The organism is Cuneatibacter sp. NSJ-177, from assembly GCF_022867805.1.
In the GTDB taxonomy this organism is placed as follows: Bacteria; Bacillota; Clostridia; order Lachnospirales; family Lachnospiraceae; genus Pseudolachnospira.
Map to the genome: position 1 here is coordinate 34,462 of NZ_JALIFO010000003.1, position 24,471 is coordinate 58,932.

The window sequence follows — 24,471 nt, forward strand, 5'->3', positions numbered from 1 at the left end:
GTATACTTCAAACTTCATCGTTTGGCTATGGCTTTTTGGGAGGCCCGTCTATTTTTTTGCTTGCCTTCTGCCGTAATCTGGTAGTACAATGAAGAAAGATTCCGATGAAGGGAAAGAAACATGTTATTTTCAAAAAAACAAATCTATCAGCTGATGATTCCGCTGATGGTAGAGCAGCTCCTGACGATTACGGTCGGGATAGCGGACAGCATGATGGTGTCCGTGGCCGGTGAGGCAGCTGTATCCGGGGTGTCCCTGGTGGACGCTTTGAACAATCTGATTTTAAGTATATTAACCGCCCTGGCCACAGGCGGCGCGGTTGTCAGTTCCCAGTACATAGGCAGGAAAGATGAATCGTCCGCCTGCCAGGCCGCGAATCAGCTGTTATTTGCGACGGTGATATTGGCCGTCGGGGTTTCACTGCTGATGCTGGCCGGTAACGAGAGACTGCTCCGGCTGATATTTGGCAAGACCGAAGAACTCGTGATGAGCCAGGCAGTGACCTATTTTATGATCATCGTCCTGACCTATCCATTTATGGCAATCTATAATTCTGCGGCCGCTCTGTTTCGTTCGATGGGAAATTCCAAAATTTCCATGCAGGTTTCTCTGGTGATGAATCTGATCAATATCGGCGGCAATGCGATTTTGATTTTTGGCTTGAAGTGGGGGGTGGCCGGGGCGGCCATCGCTACTTTATTTTCCCGGATCGTGGGCTCCCTGTTTTTGCTGGTCCGGATCCACAATCCGATTTATCCGGTCCACGTCTCGAATCTCCACCGCCTGCGCCCCCAGGGAAAGATGATTCGGAGGATTCTTTCGATCGGGATTCCCGGCGGCCTGGAAAACGGCATGTTCCAGCTGGGAAAAATATTGGTGCTGAGCCTGGTGTCCTCCTACGGGACGGCTTCGATCATGGCGAATTCGGTGTCCAGCAATCTAAGTATGTTTATGATTATTCCCGGCAACGCGGTCAGTCTCGCGCTGATCACCGTGGTCGGCCAGTGTATCGGCGCCGGCGAGGTAAAGCAGGCGCGCGCCTACACCAGGAAACTGATCACGGCTTCGACGGTTATGATGGGATTGGTTTCTACGTTTATCATTGTTCTGCGGCCGTTTCTGCTCGGCATTTACAATATGTCGGATGCGGCCTACGAAATGTCCTGGCAGCTTTTGATGTGGCACGCGGTGGTCGGCACGCTTTTGTGGCCCTTATCCTTTAACCTTCCGAATACGCTCAGGGCCGGAAACGACGCGGCCTTTACTATGGGGATCTCGATGTTTTCCATGTGGGTGTTCCGGGTGGGCTGTTCGTATCTGCTGGGACGTTACTTCCAGCTTTACGGCGTCTGGATCGCAATGTTTATCGACTGGGGCGTGCGGGTGATTCTCTTTATGATCCGATACCGCGGAGAAAAATGGCATTCCAAGGCATTGATTTAACGCAGAAGAAAGAGGAGGAAATAGATGGCGATTCAAACGGTTGGTTTTATTGGTCTCGGCCTGATCGGAGGCTCTTTGGCGAAGGGGCTGCGCCGGGTTTGCCCGGATATGAAAATTATCGCATATAACCGGAGCCGGGAGAGCCTGGTGGCCGCGCTTGACGACGGCGTGCTGAACCAGGCCCAGGACAGTATCGACGACAATTTTGCTGCCTGCGACATGATTTTCTTGTGCGCGCCGGTCAGCGTTAATATTGAGTGCATGAAAAAGCTGAAAGGGATCATCCGGCCCGACTGCCTGCTGACGGATGTCGGCAGCGTGAAGACGACGATTCATGAGGCGGTGGAGGAGTTGGAGCTGGCCGGACAGTTTATCGGCGGCCATCCTATGGCAGGCTCTGAGCTGACCAGCTATGCCAACGCCAGCGACCGGCTGTTGGAGAACGCGTATTACATCTTGACGCCGACCAAGAAGAACCGGCCGGAGCAGATGGTGGAGTACCAGGCCATTGTCAAAGCGGTGGGAGCGATCCCTCTGATTCTGGATTACCGGGATCACGACCGGGCCACGGCCTATATCAGCCACCTGCCGCATATCATAGCGTATACATTGGTAAATTTGGTGAAAAAGTCGGATAACCGGGCCGGCCTGATGAAGATGCTGGCCGCGGGCGGCTTTAAGGATATCACCCGAATCGCATCCTCTTCGCCGGAAATGTGGCAGCAGATTTGCGAGGAGAATAAAGCGGCGCTGCTGGATGCGCTGGAGCACTATCAGGAGGCGCTTTCCCGCGTGGGGGAAGCGGTGAAACGGGATAAGGGAAGCTATTTGCTGGAATATTTCGATTCCGCCAGACAGTACCGCGCGGACATGAAAGCCCAGTACCGGGCCGGTGTGGAACCTCTCTATGAAATTTACCTGGAAATTGCGGATGAACCCGGAGCCATTGCGATAGTCTCGACAATACTGGGCAGCGCCCGTCTCAGCATTAAAAATCTGGAGATCCGGAACAAGCGGGAGGTTCAGTCCGGCGCGCTCCGGATTGAGTTCTATGATGGAGAGACGGCGAAAAAAGCGGCGGAAACCTTGCGCCGGTATCATTATACGGTGTATGAACGCCAATGAGAAAGGATGGTGCAAAAGGATGAGAGAGTTTGTGATTACGTCGGACAGCACAACGGATCTGCCGGCGGAGTACTTAAAGGAGAACGGTATTTTGATCGCCTCCCTGTCCTATGTCCTGGAGGGGATTACCTATGAGGATAATAAAGGATTAACCAGCAAAGAATTTTACGATAAGGTGAGAAACGGCGCTATGCCGACGACCTCCCAGATCAATGTGGCGGAGGGACGCGCGCTGTTTGAGCCGATTATCAAGGAAGGGAAAGACATCCTCCACATTGCCTTTTCTTCCGGCCTCAGCGGAAGCTGCAACAGCTGCCAGATCGCGGCAAAGATGTTGATGGAGGAGTACCCCGGCTGCCAGATTGAGGTGGTGGACTCCCTCTGCGCTTCCCTGGGAGAAGGGCTTTTGGTTCATAAGGCGGTGGAGCAGAAAAAGAAGGGCATGGGGCTGACGGAGCTGGCCGCATGGGCCAGGGAGCTGGCGCCCCATATCTGCCACAACTTTACCGTGGACGATTTAAATCACCTGCACCGCGGTGGCAGAGTCTCGAAGGCCACGGCAGTGCTGGGTACTTTGGCTGGGATCAAGCCGGTGCTCCATGTGGATGACGAGGGGCATCTGGTTCCGATTGATAAGGTACGGGGCAGAAAAAAATCTCTGATCGCTTTGGTGGACCGGATGGAGAAGCAGATGCAGGGATTTGAGAACGATGCGGTGTTCATCAGCCACGGCGATTGCCTGGCCGATGCAGAGTTTGTCAAGGATACCGTGCGCAAGCGGTTTGGGATTGAGAGCTTTTTGATCAACCCGGTGGGAGCGGTCATCGGGTCCCATTCCGGGCCGGGTACCATCGCGCTGTTCTTTGTTGGAAGTCCAAGATAAATAAGGAAGCGAAAATGGAATTTATCACGAAGGCGAAGGTTCGGATTCATTATGAAGTGTTGGGGCAGGGGCGGCCGCTGGTGTTTTTCCACGGCAACGGGGAGGATCACCATATTTTTGAAGAGACGGCCCGTCTGCTGGCGGAGGAGTACACAGTGTATCTGCCGGACAGCCGGTGCCATGGGGAGAGCGAGAGGACGGAGACTGTTGGTTACCGGGAAATCGCGGCGGATTTTCTCTCTCTGATCCAGGGACTTCATCTGGAGAAGCCGGTCCTCTGTGGTTTCAGCGACGGAGGCATCGTGGCGCTTTTGATTGCCATCGCCAAACCGGCGCTGCCGTCCGCCCTGATTGTCTGCGGTGCAAACAGCACGCCGGGCGGATTAAAACGCCGGTTTCGGGCATTTTTCCGGCTCCAGTGGAAGCTGACGAAGAATCCTCTGCTGGGGATGATGCTGAAAGAACCCCGCATCTCACCGGCTGCGCTGGCAAAAATCCAGGCCCCCACATTGGTGCTGGCAGGAAGCCGGGACATAATCCGGCAGAGCCACACGGAAAAATTGGCCGCGGCGATCCCAGGCAGCCGCCTGGGGATTTTGTTTGGCGAAACCCATGCCAGCTATGTGGTTCATACGGAGAAGTTATATGGTCTGCTGAAAAATTTTTTGGATGAGCTGTCCGCTCTTGACAATCCTGAGGCTTAATGTTAACATATTGTGTACAATAGTGAAAACATGTACCGACGACCAGCGTTTCATTCGGCAGAAGGAAAGGAAGACGGACTTATGGCATTTCAAATCGTCTGTGACGGTTCCATCGATTTAGGAAATGAGATCACAAGAGAGAAAGGCATCCGGGTGGTGCCTTTTTATGTCAGCTTTGACGGAGAACATTACGAAAAAGAAGGAGAGGAATTAGGCGTTCACAATTTTTACCGGAGAATGGAGGAGGAACCTCAAGTCTATCCCCGCACCTCCTTGCCATCGGTGCAGGACTATGCAGATGCGTTTCAGCCCATCCTGGAAGAAGGGCAGGACGCGCTTTGCATTTGCCTGGCCTCCGAGCTGAGCGGCTCTTATAACTCTGCCATGACAGCGGCGGATCTGATGAAGGAAGAATATCCGAACCAGCAGATCCGTGTGGTGGACAGTACCTTGGTGACGGTGCTTGAGGGAATGCTGGCGCTGGAAGCCGTCCGGATGCGGGATGCCGGTCTCAGTCTTGAACAGGCTGTGCCGCAGTTGGAAAAACTGAAAAAAAGCGGCCGGATCTTTTTTACCATCGGAACCATGGACTATCTGGTTCACGGCGGGAGAGTCGGCAAGCTGATCGGCTTGGCGGCATCCACGCTGCGCCTGCGTCCGCTGATTCTCTGGAAGGACAATGAATTGTCTTCCTACGGGGTTTCCCGGAGCCGGGCCGGTTCGATGAAAAAGGTCATGGAGGCGGCTAAGGGGTATCTGCAGAAGCTGGGAGGGCCTCTGAGCCGCTACCAGATCGTGGTTGGCTATGGGGTTGACCCGGAGGAAGGGGTTTCCTTCCGCGACCGCTTGGCCGGGATGCTGAAAGACTTGGGGGAGGCGGCGGAGATCCGGGTTTACCAGATCGGGGCCACGATCGGCGTACATACCGGCCCCCGCCCGATTGGGATCGGTATCTTGGAGAAATTCGAAGCTTAGGGCCTGGACTCTGGTCTGGAAACAAGCGTTTCCTGCATAGGATGAAAAAAATGATCGGCAGGAAAAGAAATGAATCAAGAATTACCAGGATTGCAGGGCAATTGCGGGGTCCATCCGGCAGGGAATCAGGGACTTGCCGGAGGCAGACCGGCAGAACAAGAATTCCAATATTTTGCCCCGCCGCCGTACCCAGCCGTGCGCGTAACCGCGTGCAACCGGGCTTATGCAGATGCGATGTTAGTGAATCTGGGAAGCTGCGACTCGGAGATGACTGCGGTCAGCCGGTACTTATATGACGATTTAATCCTAAAAGAGCAGTGGCCCCGGGCCTCCGAATGCTTCCGCAAGATCAGTATGGTTGAGATGCACCATCTCCATATTTTTGGAGAATTGGCCTACCAGCTGGGGGCGGATCCGAGACTGTGGTGTGCGGCGGGCCGGAGAATGAACTATTGGTCTCCCCGCTGCAATCCATATCCGCGGGATCCATGGGAGATTTTAACGGTAGCCCTGGCGGGGGAGGAGCAGACCATCCGTCAATACCGGCAGCAGGCGGGCTGGATTAGGGACACCTGTGTTGTAGAAAATCTGGAACGGATCATACTGGATGAAGAATGTCATGTGCGGATTTTTCAGTCGTTGATCCAGGAATTGGAAGGATCTGCGGCGGACTCCGGGGTGAATCAGAGACCGCAGTCCAGGCGGTGAGATCCGCGAAAAGCAATAATCGGAAGAGAACGGATGTTTCTTTCTATTTCATTCCATGGAAAAACTCCGGGGACGGGAATTGACCTGTCCCCGGAGTTTTTGTTGTCCGCCGGCGCCGTTTTTTTCGGTTAAAAGGAAGGGGAAGAGAGGAGGAAATCAGCATCTGATGCTCCATGGATTGCCTCAGGAGTCCAGTGTAGAGCATAACGTCCGATTTAAAAAAAGAAAATAACTACATCTGCATACTCTTCTGAAATTAATGCAAAAAACCATACCAAAATGTGTTGATTTAGGTATAATGAAAAAAGCAAACGTAGTTGTATGGATTTGGAGCGGTTCGTTATTTTGCATGACAGGAAAAGGAGAATGAGCCATGTTGTGGGATTTTTTGTACAGAAAAGAAATCAAGTATCCCTATACGAAAGAAGAGCTTGCGGCGATTCGCAGAAAGACCTCGCGGGAGCTGATGGAGATTATGAAAAAGGAATATGAGACCGAGGATGATTTCTTCGACGCGATTCTCAAATATATGGCGGAAAACCGGGAAGCCTGCGGGATAACCTATCCTCATGGAAAGGGATTCTTATAGGGGGTAATGCGTTTATTAGTAGAAGGATTCCGACAAGGATGCGGTAAACATGCCGTGTATTTCGATACTGGTATACCATGGCGCAGACTGCAAGAATGTGCATTTACAGTTTCAATGCTGTCTTTAGAATTTCAATCAACCTCAAAAGAAGCTAAACTTTTTCCATAACTTTAAATTATACAAAAGGATTTAATATAGGTATAGAAAATCTGTTGACTTCGTGTCAACAGATCAATATACTGGGAGTATAACACGGGCCAAGGCTGATGATGTGTATGGGAGCATTAATGAAATTTCGTTTCCCAAAGGAAAGAAACGACTGGCGCTTAGAAGAAAAATGGATGGAGAAACAAGGAAGAAAGGATTTGGAGCATGAAAAGATTTTTGTCGATCATAATGACTTGCGTACTTGTGTACGGTTTGATTGGCTGCGGCAGTGCCAAAACTGCCGGCGAAGATCCCTCCTCTGATTCAGAACGGACGGCCGCTTCTTCGGCGGAATCCCGGCAGCCCGGAGAAAGAAAATCTCAAGAGGCCAGCGGAGCGGAAGATGTGGGAGCTGACAATTCAGAGCCGGAGAAAATCGGAACAAAAGCGCTGGTCGTGTATTTTTCCACAACTGGAAACACCAAGTCCGTTGCGGAAGCGCTTGCGAAAATGCAGGATGCTGATCTGTATGAGATTGTGCCGGAGCAGCCTTACACCGACGAAGATTTGAATTACAATGACAGCTCCAGCCGCGCCACCGCCGAGCAGAACGACGAGAATGCCCGCCCGGCGATTTCCGGCGGCATCGATCATATGGACGACTATGATGTCGTGTATGTGGGCTTCCCCATCTGGTGGGGAGATATGCCGCGCATCCTCCTCACCTTTTTTGACACCTATGATTTTTCAGGCAAGATGATTGTACCGTTTTGCACCAGTGGGAGCAGCGGTATTTCCCAAGCCGTCTCGTCCATCGGCGAGCTGGAGCCTTCGGCAACAGTCGCTGAGGGTTTGAGGGCAAGTACGTCAAATCCGGAGGAGGAGCTTACGAAATGGCTGACGGAGATCGGACTGGCCAAATAGAAGCGTTGATTTTTTGATGGTGATGGCTGCGAACAGAAGGATGTTCCGCAGCCATTTTTCTATTCCTGAAATATTTCCTTTTTCAAAACCTTGACACGGATGAAATTCATGATATAATACTTTTGTGTTAAAATAGTTTGATATCAAAAATATTAGGTTATAAAAACATACGAATATCAAAAGATATGAAATTCAAATAATTGGAGATCGGATAAGGGATGCGATGAAGGCAAGGATATTAGGGACCGGCAGCTATCTGCCGGAGCGGTGTTTGACCAATGATGACCTGGCGCAGTGGCTGGATACCAGCGACGCCTGGATCCGTGAACGGACCGGCATCGGCAGGCGGTATGTCAGCGAGGCCGGGACGGCGGAGATGGCGGTAAGGGCAGCAAAAGCCGCGCTGGAAAACGGAGGGATCTCCGCGGAGGAAGTGGACCTGATTCTGGTGGGAACCATGACGCCGGATTACTTTTGCCCCAGCGTCTCCTGTCAGGTTCAATGCGCCCTGGGAGCGGACCGCGCGGCTTGCCTGGATATCAGTGCGGCCTGTTCCGGATTCCTCTTTGCCCTCTCCACCGCCCAGGCCTATATTTCCTCCGGCATGGCGGAGACAGTGCTGGTGATCGGCGCGGAAACCATGTCCAGGGTGGTGGACTGGGAGGATCGGGGAACCTGCGTACTCTTCGGGGACGGCGCGGGCGCTGCGGCCCTGCAGGCCGGCGAGACCGGAATCCTGGCGGTGGACATGGGCTGCCGGGGCAGCAAAGGCATGGCTCTATCTTGTCCTGCGGTCCCGCTCCAAAATCCCACGGAGAGGGCCCGGTATGAGGAAAACAGTTTTATCCGGATGGATGGACAGGAGATCTTCAAATTTGCGGTCCGGACCGTGCCGGATACGGTGCGGCGCGTGCTTCAGGCAGCGGGAATCCCGGCCGAAGAAATTTCCCACTTTGTCTTCCACCAGGCCAACCGGAGGATTTTGCTCTCTGTGGCAAAAAATTTGGGGATTCCCATGGAAAAAGTTCCGATGAACATCGAACGGACCGGAAATATGTCTGCGGCCAGCGTGCCGGTCCTGCTGGATGAGCTGAACCGGAAAGGGGAGCTGGTCCGCGGGGAGAAACTGGTGCTGTCCGGCTTCGGAGCGGGGCTGAGCTGGGGCTCCCTTGTTTTGGAGTGGTAAGGGATTGACCGGAGACAAACCAACAAATTGGATTTCGGCGTTTACGCTTGAATCATAGATCCGCTCCTAAGACCGGCTTTTTTGCACGGCGGGAGCAAATTTCACGAAAAAAAGGAGAACTTGTGATGTTAGAGAAAATGAAAGAACTGATTGCGGACCAGCTTGGTGTGGACGAGGAGGCCGTGACGGCGGAGAAATCCTTGAAGGATGATTTGAACGCGGATTCTCTGGATCTGTTTGAGCTGGTGACCCGCCTGGAAGACACCTATCAGATTGAGATCCCCACCGAAGACCTGGAAAAAATGGTGACGGTGCAGGATGTGATCGATTACCTGGCGGCTAAAGGCATTACGGAATAAGAAAGGCGGGAGCCATGAAGACAAGAGTGACTGAAATTCTGGGAACCGAATACCCGATTATCCAGGGCGGTATGGCCTGGGTGGCGGAGCATCATCTGGCCTCCGCCGTATCCGAGGCCGGAGGTCTCGGTCTGATCGGCGCCGCCAATGCACCGGCCGAGGTGGTGCGTCAGGAAATCCGCAAGGTCAGAGAGCGGACCGAAAAGCCCTTCGGCGTCAATATCATGCTTCTCAGCCCTTATGCGGAGGAAGTCGCGCAGGTGGTCCTGGAAGAGAAGGTTCCGGTGGTGACCACCGGAGCTGGAAACCCGGAGAAGTACATGGAAGCCTGGAAAGCGGCTGGAATCAAGGTGATTCCTGTGGTGGCTTCGGTGGCCCTGGCGCGCCGCATGGAGCGGTACGGGGCCGACGCCCTGGTGGCGGAAGGCTGTGAGGCAGGTGGACATATCGGCGAGCAGACGACGATGACGCTGCTGCCGCAGGTGGTGGATTCCGTTGATATTCCCGTGATCGGGGCCGGAGGCGTCGGCGACGGCCGGGGAATGGCCGCCATGTTTCTGCTTGGGGCCGAGGGGGTTCAGATTGGAACTCGCTTTGTGGTCTCCGATGAGGCCCAGGTTCATGAGAATTATAAAAACCGGATCGTGGAGGCCAAGGACATCGACAGCGTCGTGACCGGCCGCAGCCACGGCCATCCAGTCCGCACGCTGCGCAACCAGAGCACAAGGGAATACTTGAAGCTGGAAGCGGAGGGCGCATCCTTTGAGGAATTGGAAAAACTGACGCTGGGTTCCCTGCGCCGCGCGGTGCAGGAAGGCAATGTGAAAAACGGCAGCGTGATGGCCGGACAGATTGCCGGAATGATCCGGAAACGCCAATCCTGCCGGGAGATCATCCTGGAATTGGTGGAGGAGACGGAGACGCTGCTGAAGGGAGCAGAGAAATGGGAAAAATAGCCTTTCTCTTTCCGGGGCAGGGCGCTCAGAAAACTGGGATGGACCAGGATTTTTACGAAAATTCCCCGCTGGCGAGGGAAACCTTTGAGACCGCCAGCCGTCTGATGGGATTCTCCATGGAGGAGCTTTGTTTTACGCCGAATGAGAGGCTGGATTTGACCGAATATACCCAGGCCGCTCTTCTCACGGCCTGCACCGCCATCTGGCGGGAGATGGACGCGAGGGGGATGCGGGCGGATGTGACCGCAGGCCTCAGCCTCGGCGAATATGGCGCATTGATTGCCTGCGGAGCCATGACGTTTTCCGACGCACTTCCCGTGGTGCGCCGCCGCGGCATCCTGATGCAGGAGGCCGTGCCGGTGGGGCAGGGCGGCATGGCCGCGGTGATGGGGCTGGCAAACGAGGCGATTGAAGCAGTCCTCGCCGGGCTTAGAGACGTACAGATCGCCAATTATAACTGTCCAGGCCAGACCGTGATCTCCGGGAAGGCGGAGGCGGTGGAGGAAGCCTGCACCGCCTTGAAGGAGGCGGGGGCCAAGAGGTGCCTGCCGTTAAAGGTCAGCGGGCCGTTCCACTCCTCTTTGCTGAAGGAGGCTGGGAGCAAACTGGCCGAAGTGCTGGCGCCGGTGGCATTGGAAAGGCCCGTCATTCCTTATATTACCAATGTGACGGCAGAATATGTGACCGACAGCGCGCCGGTCAAAAGTCTGTTGGAGCGCCAGGTCAGCCATTCGGTGCTCTGGCAGCAGACCATGGAGCGGATGCTTTCGGACGGCGTGGACACTTTTGTGGAGATCGGCCCCGGCCGGACGCTGACCGGTTTCCTTAGAAAAATGACCAAGGAGGCCCGTCTGATCAACGTGGAGACCTTAGAGCAGCTGGAAGGACTTCACCTGTAGGGAACTTGACGCATTTTTGACTGTTTAGGAGGTATATTATGTTGGAAAATAAGGTAGCTGTTGTGACCGGCGCAGCCAAGGGGATCGGCCGGGCCATCGCGTTTGCCCTGGCTTCGGAAGGGGCGATGGTCATTGTCAATTACAGAGGGTCCCACTCCCAGGCCGAGGAGACGGTAAAAGAGATCGAAGCGGCCGGAGGAAAAGCGGAGGCTTATCCCTGCGACGTGGCCGGCGGTCCGGCGGTGGAAGCCTTTTTTTCGGACATCCTGAACCGCTATGGCCGGGTGGATATCCTGGTGAACAATGCGGGAGTGACGCGGGACGGCCTGCTGATGCGGATGAGCGACGAGGACTGGGACCAGGTTTTAGATGCAAATTTAAAGGGCGCGTTCCACTGCTGCAAATGGGCCGCCAAAGCCATGTTGAAGCAAAAAAGCGGCCGTATCGTCAATATCGCGTCGGTTTCCGGCGTGATGGGAAATGCCGGTCAAGCCAATTACAGCGCCTCCAAGGCCGGGCTGATCGGCCTGACCAAGTCGGCGGCGCGGGAGCTCTCCTCCCGCGGGATCACGGTGAACGCCGTGGCGCCTGGCTTCATTGAAACCGATATGACGGCAAAACTTTCTGACCGGGTGAAGGAGGCCGCAACCGGACAGATTCCTCTGGGGCGCTTTGGAAATCCGGAGGATATTGCGGCGGCCGTGGCGTTTCTCGCCTCGGATCAGGCCGGTTATATTACGGGACAGGTCCTTTGTGTGGACGGCGGCATGGCGATGTAAAGGAGAATGACGATGAGACGAGTGGCAGTGACCGGGCTGGGGGCGATTACCCCGGTCGGAAACAATGTAAAAGATTTTTGGGAGTCCTTAAAAAAGGGATTTGTTGGGATCGGCGAGATCACCAAATTCGATACGAGCGAATATAAAGTCAAACTGGCGGCGGAAGTGAAGAACTTTGACGCCGGGGACTATATGGATAAAAAAATGGCGCGGCGCATGGAGGCGTTCTGCCAGTACGCCGTGGCTGCGTCAAGAGAAGCGCTGGAGGATTCCGGCTTACAGATGGAACAGGAGGATCCCTTTCGGGTCGGAGTCAGCATTGGTTCCGGAATCGGCAGCCTCCAGGCCATCGAGAGGGAGTACCAGCGGCTGCTCTCCGGAGGGCCGCGCCGCGTGAACCCGATGTTGGTTCCCATGATGATCAGCAATATGGCGGCCGGAAACGTCAGCATCCAATTCGGGCTGAAGGGAAAGTGCATCAATGTGGTCACTGCCTGCGCCACCGGAACTCACTCCATCGGGGAGGCGTTCCGCAGTATCCAGTGCGGGGATGCCGACGTGATGCTGGCCGGAGGCACCGAGAGCGCCATCACGCCCATCGGCGTGGCAGGTTTTACCGCCCTGACGGCTTTGACCGACAGCACGGACCCGCTGCGGGCTTCCATTCCGTTTGACAAAGAGCGGAACGGCTTTGTGATGGGAGAGGGAGCCGGCGTGGTGGTTCTGGAAGAACTGGAACACGCGCGGGCCAGAGGCGCGAAAATCTATGCGGAACTTTCCGGTTACGGGGCCACCAGCGACGCGTACCACATTACCTCCCCGGCTGAGGACGGCGGCGGAGCGGCCAAAGCAATGGAACTGGCCATGGCGGAGGCGGGGATCACGCCGGAACAGGTGGACTACATCAATGCCCACGGCACCAGCACCCACCACAACGACCTGTTTGAGACCCGCGCCATCCATCTGGCCTTTGGGGAAGCGGCCGGGCATTTGCTGGTCAGTTCGACCAAGTCCATGGTCGGCCATCTGCTGGGAGCGGCCGGAGGCGTGGAGTTTATTGCCTGTGTGAAAACCATGGAGGACGGCTTCGTCCATCCGACCGCGGGCTACCAGGTTCCGGATGAAGAATGCGATCTGGACTATGTGAAGGAAGGCGTCCGCAAAGAGGTGAACTGCTGCCTGACCAATTCCCTTGGTTTCGGCGGACACAATGCAACATTATGCGTGAAGAAATATCAGGAGTAGGAGGAAAGCCATGGATCAGGATCAGATGATACAGTTGATTGAAGCGGTGGCGAATTCCTCCCTCACCGAATTTTCCTACAGCGAGGGGGATGTGCGGCTGGTGTTAAAAAAGGCGCAGCCGGTTGTGATTGCGGCGGACGCGGGGAGCATTCCCGGAGTCGGTTCCGGGGTGGACACTGCGGCAGCCGGGAGCTTTCCGCCGGTGATCCCGGAGGGGATGGAGGCCGAGACCGTGGTCCATTCTCCTCTGGTAGGCACTTTTTACAGTTCTCCCAGCGAGGACACCGAAGCTTTCGTCCATGTGGGCGATTCAGTGAGAAAAGGCCAGGTGCTGGGGATTATAGAGACGATGAAACTGATGAATGAGATCGAATGCGAGAAGGACGGCGTTGTGACGGCGGTCCTGGTTGAAAACGAGCAGGTGGTGGAGTACGGCCAGCCGCTGTTCCGCATTCGGTAGGGAGAAAATATGTCATTAGGAATTAAAGAGATCGAAGAGATTATTCCTCACCGCCATCCATTTTTGCTGTTGGACCGGCTGGATGAGCTGGAACCCGGCGTGCGCGCGGTGGGGATCAAGAATGTGACCTACCGGGAGGATTTCTTTGCCGGACATTTCCCTGTGGAACCGGTGATGCCCGGCGTGCTGGTGGTGGAGGCTTTGGCCCAGGTCGGAGCCGCCATCATCCTCAGCATGGAGGAAAATAAAGGAAAGACTGCTTTCTTCGGGGGGCTGGATAAGGTGAAATTCCGCCGGAAGGTGATTCCTGGTGATACGCTGCGCCTGGAATGTGAAATTATCCGGAAGAAAGGGCCTGTCGGTGTGGGCCGGGCAACCGCCACTGTGGACGGACAACTGGCTGTCTGCGCGGAAATGACCTTTATTGTGCAATAACCAGGACTCGCAAAGGAGGGAAACCATGTTTCAGAAAATCTTGATTGCAAACCGGGGGGAAATCGCTGTGCGGATCATCCAGGCCTGCCGGGAGATGGAGATTCCGACCGTGGCCGTGTATTCGGAGGCAGACCGGGAGGCGCTTCCGGCGCTGCTGGCGGATGAAGCGGTCTGCATCGGACCGGCTCCGTCCGGGGAAAGCTACCTGAACCGGGAGCGGATTTTAAGCACCGCCGTGGCGGTGGGCGCCGATGCGATTCATCCGGGTTTTGGTTTTCTCTCCGAGAACAGCAAGTTTGCGGAAATGTGCGAAAAATGCCGGATCCGCTTTATCGGCCCCGGCAGCGAGGTGATTGCCCGTATGGGCAATAAAGCAGAAGCGCGCAATACCATGACGGCAGCGGGAGTTCCGGTGGTGCCAGGAACCAAGGAGCCGGTTTATACGGTGGAAGAGGGCCGGGCGGCCGCGGAAGACATCGGCTATCCTGTGATGATTAAGGCGGCTGCCGGAGGCGGTGGCCGCGGTATGCGTGTGGCAGAACACGCAGATGAATTCGAAGCGCAGTTTTCCACCGCCCAGAGGGAAGCAGAAAAAGGCTTTTCCGACCATACCATGTATCTGGAGCGCTTCGTCAAAAATCCCCGCCATGTGGAATTCCAGATCCTGGCCGACGCCTACGGAAATGTGATCCACCTGGGAGAGCGGGATTGCTCGGTGCAGCGCCGCCACCAGAAAATGGTGGAGGAGTCTCCGAGCCCGGCGCTGACCCCGGCGCTCCGGGAGGAGATGGGAAAGGCTGCGGTCAAGGCGGCTAAAGCCGCTGGTTATGAAAATGCGGGAACCGTGGAATTCCTCCTGGCAGAGGATGGAACCTACTATTTTATGGAGATGAACACCAGAATCCAGGTAGAGCATCCGGTGACGGAGACCGTGACCGGACTGGATTTGGTGAAAGAGCAGATCCGGATCGCAGCCGGGGAGAAGCTGCGGTTTACCCAGGAGGAAATCCATCTGTCCGGCCATTCTCTGGAATGCCGGATCAATGCCGAAAATCCGGAGAAAAATTTCCGCCCCTGTCCCGGCGTGTTGACGGATATTCATCTGCCGGGCGGCAATGGAGTACGGGTGGACACAGCAATCTACAACGGTTACCGGATCCCGCCCTATTATGACTCGATGATCGCAAAGCTCATCGTCCATGGGGAGGACCGGAGGGAAGCCATCCGGAAGATGGAGCGGGCGTTGGAGGAGCTGGTCATCGAGGGGGTGGAGACCACCCAGGAATATCAGCTGAAAATCATCGGGCATCCGGTTTTCCAGGCAGGAAAGCAGGATACCTCGTTTATCGAGAAATATTTAGAGGATGACGGCGTATGTTAAAAGATTTGTGGAGGAAAGTTCCGGCAGCATCCCGGACGAAGAAAAGCCGCCGGGAAAAGGAAGACGAGACCGAGTTTTTGCAGGGACTCTGGACGAAATGCGGGATCTGCGGCAGTCCGGTCTATAGGGATGAGGTGCGCGCAGGCGGCTACATCTGCCCGAAATGCCACGGATATTTCCGGCTGAAAGCTCACCAGCGCCTGCGGATGATCGCGGATAAGGGGAGTTTTGAACCCTGGGATGAGGAACTTCCGGAGACCGATCCTCTCCGGTTTCCCGGATACCGGGAAAAATTAGCCGAAACCCAGGAATCCACCGGGCTTTCCGAGGCGGTGATCACCGGAAAGGCCAAGATCCACGGCCAGCCAGCGGTTCTTGGAATCTGCGACGCCCGTTTCCTGATGGCAAGCATGGGATCCGTGGTGGGAGAGCGGATCACCAGGGCGGTGGAGCGGGCCACCGAGGAGAAACTGCCGGTGGTTTTGTTCTGTTGTTCCGGGGGAGCCAGGATGCAGGAGGGAATCGTCTCCCTGATGCAGATGGCGAAGACTTCCGCAGCGTTAAAACGACACAGCGACGCCGGGCTTCTCTACATCAGCGTGCTGACGGATCCGACCACCGGCGGCGTGACGGCCAGTTTCGCCATGCTAGGAGACATCATCCTGGCGGAGCCGAACGCTCTGATCGGTTTTGCCGGGCCGCGGGTCATTGAGCAGACCATCAAGCAAAAACTGCCGGAGGGCTTCCAGCGGTCGGAATTTTTGCTGGAACATGGTTTTTTGGATGCGATTGTGGAACGGCCGGATCTAAAAAATGTGCTGGGGGATCTGCTGCGCCTTCACGCAGGCGGGACATTGGCGGAGTCCGAAGAAAGAAAGCCCTCTCTGAAAAGACGGAAGGTAAAGACGACGGCCTGGGAGATCGTAGAACGGTCCCGCGATGCCGGAAGGCTGAACGCATTGGATTATATCGAGGGTGTGTTCACGGATTTTACGGAGCTTCACGGGGACCGATACGCCGGGGACGACGGAGCGATCGTCGGCGGGATTGCTCTTTTGGACGGCCTGCCGGTCACCGTGATCGGCCAGCAGAAAGGGAAGAACCTGAAAGACAACCTGGTTCGGAACTTTGGAATGCCTTCGCCGGAAGGGTATCGGAAGGCTCTGCGTTTGATGAAGCAGGCGGAGAAGTTCCGCCGCCCGGTCATCTGCCTGGTGGACACCCCCGGCGCGTTTTGTGGCCTGACGGCGGAGGAGCGCGGCCAGGGAAGGGCGATTGCAGAAAATCTGTTTGAGATGGCCGGGCTCCGGACTCCGGTGCTCTCCATCGTGATCGGAGAGGGCGGAAGCGGCGGAGCGCTGGCCATGGCGCTGGCGGACGAGGTCTGGATGATGGAAAACGCCGTCTACTCGGTTCTGTCGCCGGAAGGGTTTGCCTCCATTCTCTGGAAGGACAGCAAGCGGGCTGTCGACGCGGCCGAGGTGATGAAGATGACGGCGGCGGATCTAAAAGGGCTTGGCATCGTCGAGAAAATTTTGCCGGAGGAGATTCCGGCAAGCGAAGAAAACCGGGACATTCTCTGCGGTATGTTCCGGTCGGAAATCCGGGAGTTCTTGCGGAAATACCGGGGAATTTCGGAAGAAGAGCTGGTGGAACGCCGGTATCAGCGTTTCCGGGCCATGTAGGCCGGGAGGAGAAGAATGAAAGTGCAACCATTACAGATCGGGGAGCTGAAAGCGAAACTTCCCCTGATTCAGGGCGGTATGGGAGTGGGGATCAGCCTTTCGGGGCTGGCCGGGGCGGTCGCAAAAGCAGGGGGCGTCGGTTTGATTTCCACGGCACAGATCGGCTGGAGGGAGCCGGACTTTGACCGGGATCCTTTGGGCGCGAATCTGAGGGCTTTGGCAAAGGAGCTGAAAAAAGCGAGGAAAATTGCGCCGGACGGTGTGCTGGGCTTTAATATCATGGTGGCGACCAGGAAGTACGGGGAGTACGTAAAAGCCGCGGCTGCGGCGGGGGCGGATCTGATCGTATCCGGAGCCGGGCTTCCGGTGGATCTCCCGAAGTTTGCCGCCGGGTTCTCCACAAAGCTTGCGCCCATCGTCTCGTCCTCCAAGGCAGCCAATCTGATCTGCAAGCTCTGGGACCGGAGATATGAGACTGCGCCGGACCTGGTGGTGGTGGAAGGGCCGGAGGCCGGAGGGCATCTGGGTTTTTCCGAGGAGGACGCCAAGCATCTGCCGAAGAAAACCTTTGAGGAAGAAATCCAGAAAATTCTGGAGGCGGTCCGAGGCTATGCAGAGAAGTACCGGAAAAAGATCCCGGTGGTGGTGGCAGGAGGCATCTACAGCAGAGAGGACGTGCGTCACGCCATGGAGGATCTGGGGGCCGACGGCGTGCAGGTGGCCACCCGGTTTGTGACCACCGAGGAGTGCGATGCGCCGGAGGCTTTTAAGAAAGCTTACTTGGATGTGAAGAAGGAAGAAATCGTGATCACGAAAAGCCCGGTAGGGATGCCGGGGCGGGCGATTAAAAATCGGTTTTTAGGGCAGCCGGGAAAGAAGAACCCGGTGTCCTGCCATCAGTGCTTAGAGCATTGCCGGCCGGCGGAAATTCCTTACTGCATCACCGACGCGCTGGTAAACGCGGCGGAAGGGCGGATGGACGACGCCTTGATCTTCTGCGGTTCCAATGCCTGGCGGTCGGAGCGAATCGAGACCGTGCCGGAGGTGGCGGCGGATCTGTTTCCGGAGTATGCCTGACGAGGGAAAATGCGCCTTGCTTCCGGGGGGAAAACATGCTATCATAACCTCAGGTGCCGCAAAGGGGAGGAGGGGTTTCATGGAGAACAGCTATCAGGCGTTGAACGACATTCTGGTGGTTCTATTTAACGATATCATGGATATCGAGCAGGATGCGATCATCACCGGCGAATTTCGGGACATTACGAACAATGATATGCACATCATCGAGGCCGTCGGCATGGACGAACCTCAAAATATGTCCTCGATCGCAAAAAAGCTGTCGGTGACCATGGGAACTCTGACCATTTCCATGAATAATCTGGTGAAAAAGGGTTATGTGGTCCGTCAAAGAAGTGAGGAAGACCGGCGGGTTGTCTACATTCTGCTGACGGAAAAAGGCGTCCGGGCTTACCACCATCATGAAGCGTTCCATCACGAGATGATTGAGGCGGTGGTCAGGAACCTGGACGACGAGGAGAAGGGGATCCTGATTAAATCCCTGGTGCGGCTGAAGAAATTTTTTCTGGATTATAAGAAAAAACATGAAAGAGAATAGACAATTTTTAGCCCTGCTGTCCGGTTTGGACGGCAGGGCTTTTTCTGTCAGGGAACCGGTGATTTGCTTCAAAAGTTAAAAAATTGTGACGAAATAAAAAAACTGTTAATAGATCCTTTTTGAATAATATGATAACATCAGAGAGGAAAAAGAAATTGACTTCGATTTCGACTGCCAAAGAAATGGAGGAGTAGAAATGGCATTAATGCAAGCAAAAACCGAAAATGGTATTGTGGAAGGCCTGCCCGCCGGAAACCAATCCATTACCGTATTTAAGGGAATCCCGTTCGCCAAGCCGCCGGTGGGAGATCTCCGCTGGAAGGCTCCGCAGCCGGTGGAAAACTGGGACGGCGTGTATCAAGCCTACCGCTTCAGCGATATTTGTCCCCAGCCCCGCTTTGCGTCCGAAGGCGGCAACACGCTGGCGGCCAATGAATTTTATGTAGTAGAATATCCTCTCAATGAGGACTGCCTGTACTTAAACGTCTGGACTCCGGCCAAATCTGCGGAAGAAAAACTGCCGGTGGCCGTGTACATCCACGGAGGCGGTTTTGAGACCGGATACGGATATTTGAACGCTTACGACGGCGAAGGCTTTGCTAAACGCGGGATCGTTATGGTGACGGTCAATTACCGCCTGAACGCCTTTGGATTTTTGGCTCATCCGGACCTGGCAGCCGAGGATCCCCATGGCTCCACCGGGAACTACGGCACATTGGATCAGGTGGCAGGGCTGAAATGGGTGAAGAAAAATATTGCGGCTTTTGGCGGGGATCCGGACAACATGACGGTCTTTGGCCAGTCCGCCGGCGGATTCAGTGTCCAGAACATGTGCGCCTGCCCTCTGGTGGCGGGCGATTTCAAACGCGCCATTATGCAGAGCGGCGGAGGCCTGGAACGGGGTGGTTTGCTGGAGCACCGGCCCCTGCCGGAGGCAGAGGAGATTGGAAAGAGTTTCTTTGAGTTCCTCGGCGTCTCCACGGTGGAGGAAGCCCGCAAAGTGGATGCCCAGACCATTGTGGACAAGTATCAGGAATTTAAAACCGGCGTTTTTCATATGCCGTTCTCTCCCTGTATCGATGGCTATGCCCTGACCGAGCCGCTGGCTCAGTATTTCCTGTCCGGGAAACATCCGGAACTGGATACCATGGTCGGCTGCACGGCGGATGAGATGCGCCAGAAAGGCGCGGCCGCGCCGGCGGAGGAAGTGGTGCGCGAACTGGCGAAGACTTATCAGGAGGATCAAGAGGAGTATTTGAAGGTGGTTCGCCCGGAGGATCCGGATTACTGCGCCCAGTTCTTCGAGAACCGGATGGGGGACGATATGCTGGCCGGGGATATCGCCTGGTGCGAGAATCAGGCAAGACTGGGAAGAAAGCCTGCCTACGGCTACTATTTTACTTATGTACCGCCCGGAGCCGAGGCGACCGGTGCTCACCATTCGGTGGAACACCATTTTGTGTTCCAGACGCTGCTTCGCTCGAAACGGCCTTACACTGGTTTTGACTTCAATCTTTCCAATGAACTGGCCGATTACTGGGCCAACTTTATCAAGACCGGAAACCCGAATCCAGAAGGGGCGGAAGCCTGGAAACCATACACGTTGGAAGCTCCGGAATTCCTGGAAATCGGAGAGGAGCGGAAGATGATCCCGGCGCCGGGGAATGAGGCGGTGAAATTTATTGTAAAGCATAGCTTGAAGAAGATGGATTAACCTAAAATAGAAACGAGCTACCGCGCCGACAGGACGAATGGACTGTTGGGGGAAGAGGAAGAGATGCTTATCCCTCCTCCGTCGTGGTCTCCGAGAGGATTTCCAAAGTATTTGGATCAATGATTGCCAGCGTTTTCCGGTCCCATCTTCGATGGAAGGTGGCCAGGAGGCGCTGGTCTTTGTATTCCAGGCTTTTGTCATATTCTTTTCCGTCCAGGGGATATTCCCGGACCCGGTTCCCAGCGGCGTCGAGGGCCACCAGGCGGGTGTGCTTTTCTAGTACATAGTCGACGCAGCAAAATCCGGCGTCGTCCTCCTCCCAATATTCTTCCCAGGCGAAACGGTAGGAACCGGCGGGGGTCTTGTCGACAAGCTTCGGGTCTCTTCTATTTTCTGACATGGCGTTTTCCTTTCTCATATACGGCGGCAGAGTATTTCAGGCATCGTCCTTTGCAAACAGAACGTATTGAACGTGAAAGGCCGTAATTTCTTTCCAGTCTACTACATCCAATAGAATTCTTCAATCCATAATCCCTTTGTCTCTGTCATGGGAATTTAAATGTTTATAGAGTATTTGTACAATGCTTATGGATTTGGATACATGAAATAATGGATAATTATATATTTTACTTCATGAGAAAAGGTCGATATACTAAAGACATGAAAAATAGCTTCTATCCATTAAAAACCACAATAAAGAATAACAACCGATTACAGGAGAGACAAAAATGGAGATTTCAATACCTTACGGACATTCCGAGTGGAAAATGCAGGTGGATTCGCAGAGAATCCGGGGAATATTGACTCCATGTGACGTGAATACCACAAGTAAAAAAGAAAATGCAATCATTCAGGAAGCCATGGATTGCCCGATCGGCTCCGCGCGGCTTTCTGAGCTGGCGAAGAGAAAGAAAAACGTAGTCATCATTGCCAGTGATCACACGCGCGCGGTTCCGAGCCGCCTGTTGGCGCCGCGGATGTGCAAAGAAATCCGGGAGGGAAATCCGGATGCTGAGATCACATTTTTGGTAGCCACCGGCTTTCACCGCCAGACGACAAGGGAAGAGTTAATCCAAAAATTCGGAGAAACTGTTGTTGAAAAAGAACGAATTCTGGTACATGACGCCTCCCTCGACGCCCAGATGGTTTCCGCAGGGACTCTGCCCTCCGGCGGCGAACTGAAGATCAACCGGCTTGCCATGGAGGCGGATCTGCTGGTGGCGGAAGGATTGATCGAGCCCCATCTCTTTGCAGGGTTTTCCGGCGGAAGAAAAAGCGTCCTGCCGGGGATTGTCAGCCGGGATACGGTGATGGCAAATCACTGTGCCGAATTTATCGCCCATCCCAACGCCAGGCCCGGAGTGCTGAAGGGGAATCCCATCCATGAAGATATGATGTTTGCCGCCAAGAAGGCGGGGCTTACCTATATTGTCAATGTGATCCTGGACCGGGAAAAACGGGTGATCGACGCGGTAGCCGGGGATTGGGAGCTGGCTCACCAGGAAGGCTGTCTGAGGGCCGGCCGGCTGGCGGAAGTAAAAACACAGGAAGCGGATATTGTGATCACTGGAAACGGAGGCTATCCCCTGGATCAGAATGTCTACCAGCATGTGAAAGCGGCGACCTCCGCGGAGGCATGTGTCCGCCCCGGCGGGGTGATCATTCTTTGCGGTGAGATCGGGGACGGGCACGGCAGTGAGGCGATGTATCGTTCCATGAAAGAAGGGATTGGCCCCCTCATGGAGAAAATCCGCAATACTCCGCGGAATCAGACCCAGCCGGATCAGTGGGCGGCCCAGATTTTCGGGCGGATTTTGGAGAAGCATCCGGTTATTTTTGCCACGGCGGACGGGGATCGTGACATGCTGAGGAAAATGGGATTTCTGCCCGCAGCTTCTCTTTCGGAAGCTCTGCGGATGGCCGAGGAGTTCACCGGTAAAGAGACGGGGATCACGGTAATCCCGGACGGGGTTTCGGTGATTGTGAAGGGAGGGGCCTGAATGCTTTGTTCATGAGTCCAGCCCCGCTTAGTTTCATCGGAAAGATAGGAAAGAAAGGAAGACAAAAGATGGACGCTTTGTTGTTGAATCCGGAAGATCAGGTGGCTACGGCAGTCCGGGAATTAAGGGCCGGGCAGATCGCGCAGATTTCTAGCGGGGAAACGGTACAGGAGCTTAAGATCCTGGAAAATATTCCCTATGGACATAAGGTTGCGGTTCAGGATATTTTAAAAGGAATGGAGGTCCGCAAATACGGCGAGGTCATCGGCCGGGCCAGCTGTGAAATCCGGAGCGGAACCCATGCTCATGTACAAAATATTGAAAGCCTCCGGGGCCGGGGCGACTGGAAGAAGGAGGATCCAAATGGAACCGATTGAATACGAGCAGACGGCGGAAGAAAATAGAGCCTGCGGTGAAACGTTTCTTGGCTATGTGCGAAGCGACGGCTCCGTAGGGACGAGGAACTATGTGGGAATTTTGTCCACCGTGGTCTGCGCCAATGAAGTGGCGGAGGAAATTGCCAGACGGGTTTCCGGAACCGTGCGTTTTACCCACCATCAAGGCTGCTGCCAGACGCCGGTGGACATCCGGCGGGTGACGGAGGTGCTGGCGAATCTGGGAAAGAATCCGAACCTTTCCTCTGTCCTCCTGGTCAGCCTTGGCTGCGAGAGTACGGATGTCGATGCCGTGGAGCAGCAGATCCGCGCGTCCGGAAAACGGGTAGAGCGGGTGACGATTCAAGAGCAGGGAGGCGCAGCGAAGACCACGGCGCAGGGGATCCTTTTGGCTCAGGAAATGGTTCGGGAGGCATCCAGGCAGAAACGCAGTCCAGCGCCGGTCAGCCGCCTGATCATGGGAATGAAATGCGGCAGCTCCGACACCACCTCCGGCCTGGTGCCCAATCCGGCCATCGGGGAGGTCTCGGACTGGCTGGTCTCAAAAGGAGGGACTTCAATTCTCGGAGAAGTGACCGAGTTTATCGGCGCAGAGCACATCGTGGCATCCCATGCAGCCGATGAAGAACTGGGCGGGAAGATCCTGGAGCTGGTAAGACGGATGGAGCAGCGGGCCATGTCGGTGGGCGAGGACATCCGCGGCGGCCAGCCCACCGGAGGCAATATCAAAGGCGGCCTGACCACCATCGAGGAAAAATCGCTGGGCGCAATCGCCAAAGCAGGCAGCGCCAAAATCCAGGAGGTGCGTGAGTACGGGGAGCGTCCCCAGGGCTGCGGGCTGGCGGTTATGGATTCCCCAGGGCGGGAGCCGGAGATTTTAACCGGATTAGCCTCGGCCGGAAGCAATCTGATTGTATTTGCCACCGGAAGAGGCGCGCCTCAGGGATTTCCGTTCGTGCCGGTCATTAAGATAACCGGCAGCGAGACCGCCATGAAGAACATGCCGGATCACATGGATTTGGACTTGACCGGGGTCATGCGGGGGGAGATGACCCTCCCGGAGGCGGCGGAGCGGATCCGGGAGAAGCTTTTGTCGGTGGCGTCCGGAGAGCTGACCAAGGCGGAAATTTCCGGATATACCAATTCCATGGATATTTACATGACGGGGCCGGTGATTTAGGGACTACCGGCGGGGAAACGCCCCGGATGTCCGCCGGATCGAAGATTCCCAAAAGAAGAGGAGGATAAATTGGATGAAAAAGGTGCTGATGATGCACGGCATCAACCACAATATGTTCGGCCACCGGGATGAGAAACTGTACGGTTCGGTGACCTACGAAGAAATCAACGAACGCATGGAGCAGAAAGCGCGGGAACTCGGCGTCGAGCTGGAAATTTTTCAGAGCAATTTCGAGGGGGAATTTGTAGAGCGGGTCCACAAAGCATTTTTTGAGAAAACCGACGCGGTGATCGTCAATCCGGGCGGATGGACCAATTATACCATCGGAATCAAGGACGCGCTGGCAATCCTGAAGTGCCCTTTGATTGAGGTCCACATGTCCAATACGTTCCGCAAACACGGAGGCACCGTGCGCGGCGATACCACGATGCTGGCGTCCGGCATCCTAATCGGCATGGGCGCAAAGACCTACACGTTGGCCTTACAAGCTGCGGCAGAGCTGATCGAAGAGCAGGGCGGGACGGAACAATAACGATCTCATAAGAGAAACTTTTTTATAGAAAAAAGGAGCATTCCTGTTAAGTAACAAATGACAGGTTTGCAAAAAAAGAGTGACTCCCATAGAATAATGATTGTTAACTTGCCGGTTAATAAAAATCATTGTTCAAAGGAGACACCCTCAAA

General features: G+C 55.1%; 26 protein-coding genes. 25 read left to right on the forward strand and 1 reads right to left on the reverse strand.

The window, feature by feature from the left end; all coding sequences use genetic code 11:
• Window positions 1-120: 120 nt before the first annotated feature.
• From MUB23_RS07210 to MUB23_RS07310, 21 genes are all read left to right on the forward strand, one after another.
• Window positions 121-1,443: an MATE family efflux transporter gene (locus tag MUB23_RS07210; protein WP_244799719.1), complete on the forward strand. Its 1,323-nt coding sequence runs from the start codon at window positions 121-123 to the stop codon at window positions 1,441-1,443.
• A gap of 24 nt (window positions 1,444-1,467) precedes the next feature.
• Window positions 1,468-2,568 (forward strand): prephenate dehydrogenase, encoded by a 1,101-nt coding sequence (locus MUB23_RS07215; protein WP_244799720.1) that lies wholly within the window; start codon window positions 1,468-1,470, stop codon window positions 2,566-2,568.
• A gap of 19 nt (window positions 2,569-2,587) precedes the next feature.
• A complete protein-coding gene (locus MUB23_RS07220) occupies window positions 2,588-3,451 on the forward strand; it encodes a DegV family protein (protein ID WP_244799721.1) in 864 nt (287 codons plus the stop codon).
• Window positions 3,452-3,465: 14 nt separating this feature from the next.
• On the forward strand, window positions 3,466-4,155 hold the full coding sequence (locus MUB23_RS07225; RefSeq protein ID WP_244799722.1) for an alpha/beta fold hydrolase: 690 nt from the start codon (window positions 3,466-3,468) through the stop codon (window positions 4,153-4,155).
• An 81-nt stretch (window positions 4,156-4,236) separates the two neighbouring features.
• Window positions 4,237-5,130, forward strand: coding sequence for a DegV family protein (locus tag MUB23_RS07230; protein WP_244799723.1), 894 nt, complete (start codon window positions 4,237-4,239; stop codon window positions 5,128-5,130).
• A 69-nt stretch (window positions 5,131-5,199) separates the two neighbouring features.
• Complete coding sequence (locus tag MUB23_RS07235) at window positions 5,200-5,838, forward strand: ferritin-like domain-containing protein (protein WP_244799724.1); 639 nt, start codon at window positions 5,200-5,202, stop codon at window positions 5,836-5,838.
• Window positions 5,839-6,211: 373 nt separating this feature from the next.
• Window positions 6,212-6,427: a hypothetical protein gene (locus MUB23_RS07240; protein WP_244799725.1), complete on the forward strand. Its 216-nt coding sequence runs from the start codon at window positions 6,212-6,214 to the stop codon at window positions 6,425-6,427.
• 372 nt (window positions 6,428-6,799) lie between these two features.
• On the forward strand, window positions 6,800-7,498 hold the full coding sequence (locus MUB23_RS07245) for a flavodoxin (RefSeq protein ID WP_244799726.1): 699 nt from the start codon (window positions 6,800-6,802) through the stop codon (window positions 7,496-7,498).
• Window positions 7,499-7,721: 223 nt separating this feature from the next.
• On the forward strand, window positions 7,722-8,684 hold the full coding sequence (locus tag MUB23_RS07250; RefSeq protein ID WP_244799727.1) for a beta-ketoacyl-ACP synthase III: 963 nt from the start codon (window positions 7,722-7,724) through the stop codon (window positions 8,682-8,684).
• Between the two features lie 125 nt (window positions 8,685-8,809).
• Window positions 8,810-9,043: an acyl carrier protein gene (gene acpP, locus MUB23_RS07255; RefSeq protein ID WP_244799728.1), complete on the forward strand. Its 234-nt coding sequence runs from the start codon at window positions 8,810-8,812 to the stop codon at window positions 9,041-9,043.
• Between the two features lie 14 nt (window positions 9,044-9,057).
• Window positions 9,058-9,999, forward strand: coding sequence for an enoyl-[acyl-carrier-protein] reductase FabK (gene fabK / locus MUB23_RS07260; protein WP_244799729.1), 942 nt, complete (start codon window positions 9,058-9,060; stop codon window positions 9,997-9,999).
• Window positions 9,987-10,898, forward strand: coding sequence for an ACP S-malonyltransferase (gene fabD / locus MUB23_RS07265; protein WP_244799730.1), 912 nt, complete (start codon window positions 9,987-9,989; stop codon window positions 10,896-10,898). The genes fabK and fabD overlap by 13 nt, the downstream gene beginning before the upstream one ends.
• A gap of 38 nt (window positions 10,899-10,936) precedes the next feature.
• Complete coding sequence (fabG, locus tag MUB23_RS07270; protein WP_244799731.1) at window positions 10,937-11,677, forward strand: 3-oxoacyl-[acyl-carrier-protein] reductase; 741 nt, start codon at window positions 10,937-10,939, stop codon at window positions 11,675-11,677.
• A 12-nt stretch (window positions 11,678-11,689) separates the two neighbouring features.
• Window positions 11,690-12,922: a beta-ketoacyl-ACP synthase II gene (fabF, locus tag MUB23_RS07275; RefSeq protein ID WP_330641821.1), complete on the forward strand. Its 1,233-nt coding sequence runs from the start codon at window positions 11,690-11,692 to the stop codon at window positions 12,920-12,922.
• A 10-nt stretch (window positions 12,923-12,932) separates the two neighbouring features.
• Entirely contained in the window at window positions 12,933-13,382 is a 450-nt protein-coding gene (accB, locus tag MUB23_RS07280; protein ID WP_244799733.1) for an acetyl-CoA carboxylase biotin carboxyl carrier protein, read from the forward strand.
• A gap of 9 nt (window positions 13,383-13,391) precedes the next feature.
• A complete protein-coding gene (gene fabZ, locus MUB23_RS07285) occupies window positions 13,392-13,817 on the forward strand; it encodes a 3-hydroxyacyl-ACP dehydratase FabZ (RefSeq protein WP_244799734.1) in 426 nt (141 codons plus the stop codon).
• A gap of 25 nt (window positions 13,818-13,842) precedes the next feature.
• Window positions 13,843-15,198, forward strand: coding sequence for an acetyl-CoA carboxylase biotin carboxylase subunit (locus MUB23_RS07290; RefSeq protein ID WP_244799735.1), 1,356 nt, complete (start codon window positions 13,843-13,845; stop codon window positions 15,196-15,198).
• The gene (gene accD, locus MUB23_RS07295; protein ID WP_244799736.1) at window positions 15,192-16,883 is read left to right on the forward strand and encodes an acetyl-CoA carboxylase, carboxyltransferase subunit beta; all 1,692 of its coding nucleotides are present in this window, start codon (window positions 15,192-15,194) and stop codon (window positions 16,881-16,883) included. The genes MUB23_RS07290 and accD overlap by 7 nt, the downstream gene beginning before the upstream one ends.
• Before the next feature lie 15 nt (window positions 16,884-16,898).
• Window positions 16,899-17,960, forward strand: coding sequence for an NAD(P)H-dependent flavin oxidoreductase (locus MUB23_RS07300; RefSeq protein ID WP_244799737.1), 1,062 nt, complete (start codon window positions 16,899-16,901; stop codon window positions 17,958-17,960).
• A gap of 79 nt (window positions 17,961-18,039) precedes the next feature.
• On the forward strand, window positions 18,040-18,498 hold the full coding sequence (locus MUB23_RS07305; RefSeq protein WP_244799738.1) for a MarR family winged helix-turn-helix transcriptional regulator: 459 nt from the start codon (window positions 18,040-18,042) through the stop codon (window positions 18,496-18,498).
• 196 nt (window positions 18,499-18,694) lie between these two features.
• Window positions 18,695-20,212 carry a carboxylesterase/lipase family protein gene (locus tag MUB23_RS07310; RefSeq protein WP_244799739.1) on the forward strand — a complete coding sequence of 506 codons (1,518 nt, stop codon included), beginning with the start codon at window positions 18,695-18,697 and terminating at the stop codon, window positions 20,210-20,212.
• 67 nt (window positions 20,213-20,279) lie between these two features.
• Here the strand turns inward: MUB23_RS07310 and MUB23_RS07315 are convergent, their stop codons facing one another.
• Window positions 20,280-20,612 carry a hypothetical protein gene (locus MUB23_RS07315; RefSeq protein WP_244799740.1) on the reverse strand — a complete coding sequence of 111 codons (333 nt, stop codon included), beginning with the start codon at window positions 20,610-20,612 and terminating at the stop codon, window positions 20,280-20,282.
• Between the two features lie 328 nt (window positions 20,613-20,940).
• On the opposite strand from MUB23_RS07315, the gene larA reads away from it, so the two are divergent.
• The 4 genes from larA to MUB23_RS07335 all read left to right on the forward strand — a co-directional run bounded on the left by larA (window position 20,941) and on the right by MUB23_RS07335 (window position 24,319).
• Entirely contained in the window at window positions 20,941-22,212 is a 1,272-nt protein-coding gene (gene larA / locus MUB23_RS07320) for a nickel-dependent lactate racemase (protein ID WP_244799741.1), read from the forward strand.
• A gap of 68 nt (window positions 22,213-22,280) precedes the next feature.
• Window positions 22,281-22,589 carry a UxaA family hydrolase gene (locus tag MUB23_RS07325; protein ID WP_244799742.1) on the forward strand — a complete coding sequence of 103 codons (309 nt, stop codon included), beginning with the start codon at window positions 22,281-22,283 and terminating at the stop codon, window positions 22,587-22,589.
• On the forward strand, window positions 22,576-23,787 hold the full coding sequence (locus tag MUB23_RS07330; RefSeq protein ID WP_244799743.1) for a UxaA family hydrolase: 1,212 nt from the start codon (window positions 22,576-22,578) through the stop codon (window positions 23,785-23,787). Before MUB23_RS07325 ends, MUB23_RS07330 begins: the two co-directional genes overlap by 14 nt.
• 73 nt (window positions 23,788-23,860) lie before the next feature.
• A complete protein-coding gene (locus MUB23_RS07335) occupies window positions 23,861-24,319 on the forward strand; it encodes a type II 3-dehydroquinate dehydratase (RefSeq protein ID WP_244799744.1) in 459 nt (152 codons plus the stop codon).
• Window positions 24,320-24,471 lie beyond the last annotated feature (152 nt).

Bases quoted from the DNA above. Each gene is read 5' to 3' on its own strand.
- MUB23_RS07210 (WP_244799719.1), top strand. From the start codon at position 121: ATGTTATTTTCAAAAAAACAAATCTATCAGCTGATGATTCCGCTGATG.
- MUB23_RS07215 (WP_244799720.1), top strand. From the start codon at position 1,468: ATGGCGATTCAAACGGTTGGTTTTATTGGTCTCGGCCTGATCGGAGGC.
- MUB23_RS07220 (WP_244799721.1), top strand. From the start codon at position 2,588: ATGAGAGAGTTTGTGATTACGTCGGACAGCACAACGGATCTGCCGGCG.
- MUB23_RS07225 (WP_244799722.1), top strand. From the start codon at position 3,466: ATGGAATTTATCACGAAGGCGAAGGTTCGGATTCATTATGAAGTGTTG.
- MUB23_RS07230 (WP_244799723.1), top strand. From the start codon at position 4,237: ATGGCATTTCAAATCGTCTGTGACGGTTCCATCGATTTAGGAAATGAG.
- MUB23_RS07235 (WP_244799724.1), top strand. From the start codon at position 5,200: ATGAATCAAGAATTACCAGGATTGCAGGGCAATTGCGGGGTCCATCCG.
- MUB23_RS07240 (WP_244799725.1), top strand. From the start codon at position 6,212: ATGTTGTGGGATTTTTTGTACAGAAAAGAAATCAAGTATCCCTATACG.
- MUB23_RS07245 (WP_244799726.1), top strand. From the start codon at position 6,800: ATGAAAAGATTTTTGTCGATCATAATGACTTGCGTACTTGTGTACGGT.
- MUB23_RS07250 (WP_244799727.1), top strand. From the start codon at position 7,722: ATGAAGGCAAGGATATTAGGGACCGGCAGCTATCTGCCGGAGCGGTGT.
- acpP (WP_244799728.1), top strand. From the start codon at position 8,810: ATGTTAGAGAAAATGAAAGAACTGATTGCGGACCAGCTTGGTGTGGAC.
- fabK (WP_244799729.1), top strand. From the start codon at position 9,058: ATGAAGACAAGAGTGACTGAAATTCTGGGAACCGAATACCCGATTATC.
- fabD (WP_244799730.1), top strand. From the start codon at position 9,987: ATGGGAAAAATAGCCTTTCTCTTTCCGGGGCAGGGCGCTCAGAAAACT.
- fabG (WP_244799731.1), top strand. From the start codon at position 10,937: ATGTTGGAAAATAAGGTAGCTGTTGTGACCGGCGCAGCCAAGGGGATC.
- fabF (WP_330641821.1), top strand. From the start codon at position 11,690: ATGAGACGAGTGGCAGTGACCGGGCTGGGGGCGATTACCCCGGTCGGA.
- accB (WP_244799733.1), top strand. From the start codon at position 12,933: ATGGATCAGGATCAGATGATACAGTTGATTGAAGCGGTGGCGAATTCC.
- fabZ (WP_244799734.1), top strand. From the start codon at position 13,392: ATGTCATTAGGAATTAAAGAGATCGAAGAGATTATTCCTCACCGCCAT.
- MUB23_RS07290 (WP_244799735.1), top strand. From the start codon at position 13,843: ATGTTTCAGAAAATCTTGATTGCAAACCGGGGGGAAATCGCTGTGCGG.
- accD (WP_244799736.1), top strand. From the start codon at position 15,192: ATGTTAAAAGATTTGTGGAGGAAAGTTCCGGCAGCATCCCGGACGAAG.
- MUB23_RS07300 (WP_244799737.1), top strand. From the start codon at position 16,899: ATGAAAGTGCAACCATTACAGATCGGGGAGCTGAAAGCGAAACTTCCC.
- MUB23_RS07305 (WP_244799738.1), top strand. From the start codon at position 18,040: ATGGAGAACAGCTATCAGGCGTTGAACGACATTCTGGTGGTTCTATTT.
- MUB23_RS07310 (WP_244799739.1), top strand. From the start codon at position 18,695: ATGGCATTAATGCAAGCAAAAACCGAAAATGGTATTGTGGAAGGCCTG.
- MUB23_RS07315 (WP_244799740.1), bottom strand. From the start codon at position 20,612: ATGTCAGAAAATAGAAGAGACCCGAAGCTTGTCGACAAGACCCCCGCC.
- larA (WP_244799741.1), top strand. From the start codon at position 20,941: ATGGAGATTTCAATACCTTACGGACATTCCGAGTGGAAAATGCAGGTG.
- MUB23_RS07325 (WP_244799742.1), top strand. From the start codon at position 22,281: ATGGACGCTTTGTTGTTGAATCCGGAAGATCAGGTGGCTACGGCAGTC.
- MUB23_RS07330 (WP_244799743.1), top strand. From the start codon at position 22,576: ATGGAACCGATTGAATACGAGCAGACGGCGGAAGAAAATAGAGCCTGC.
- MUB23_RS07335 (WP_244799744.1), top strand. From the start codon at position 23,861: ATGAAAAAGGTGCTGATGATGCACGGCATCAACCACAATATGTTCGGC.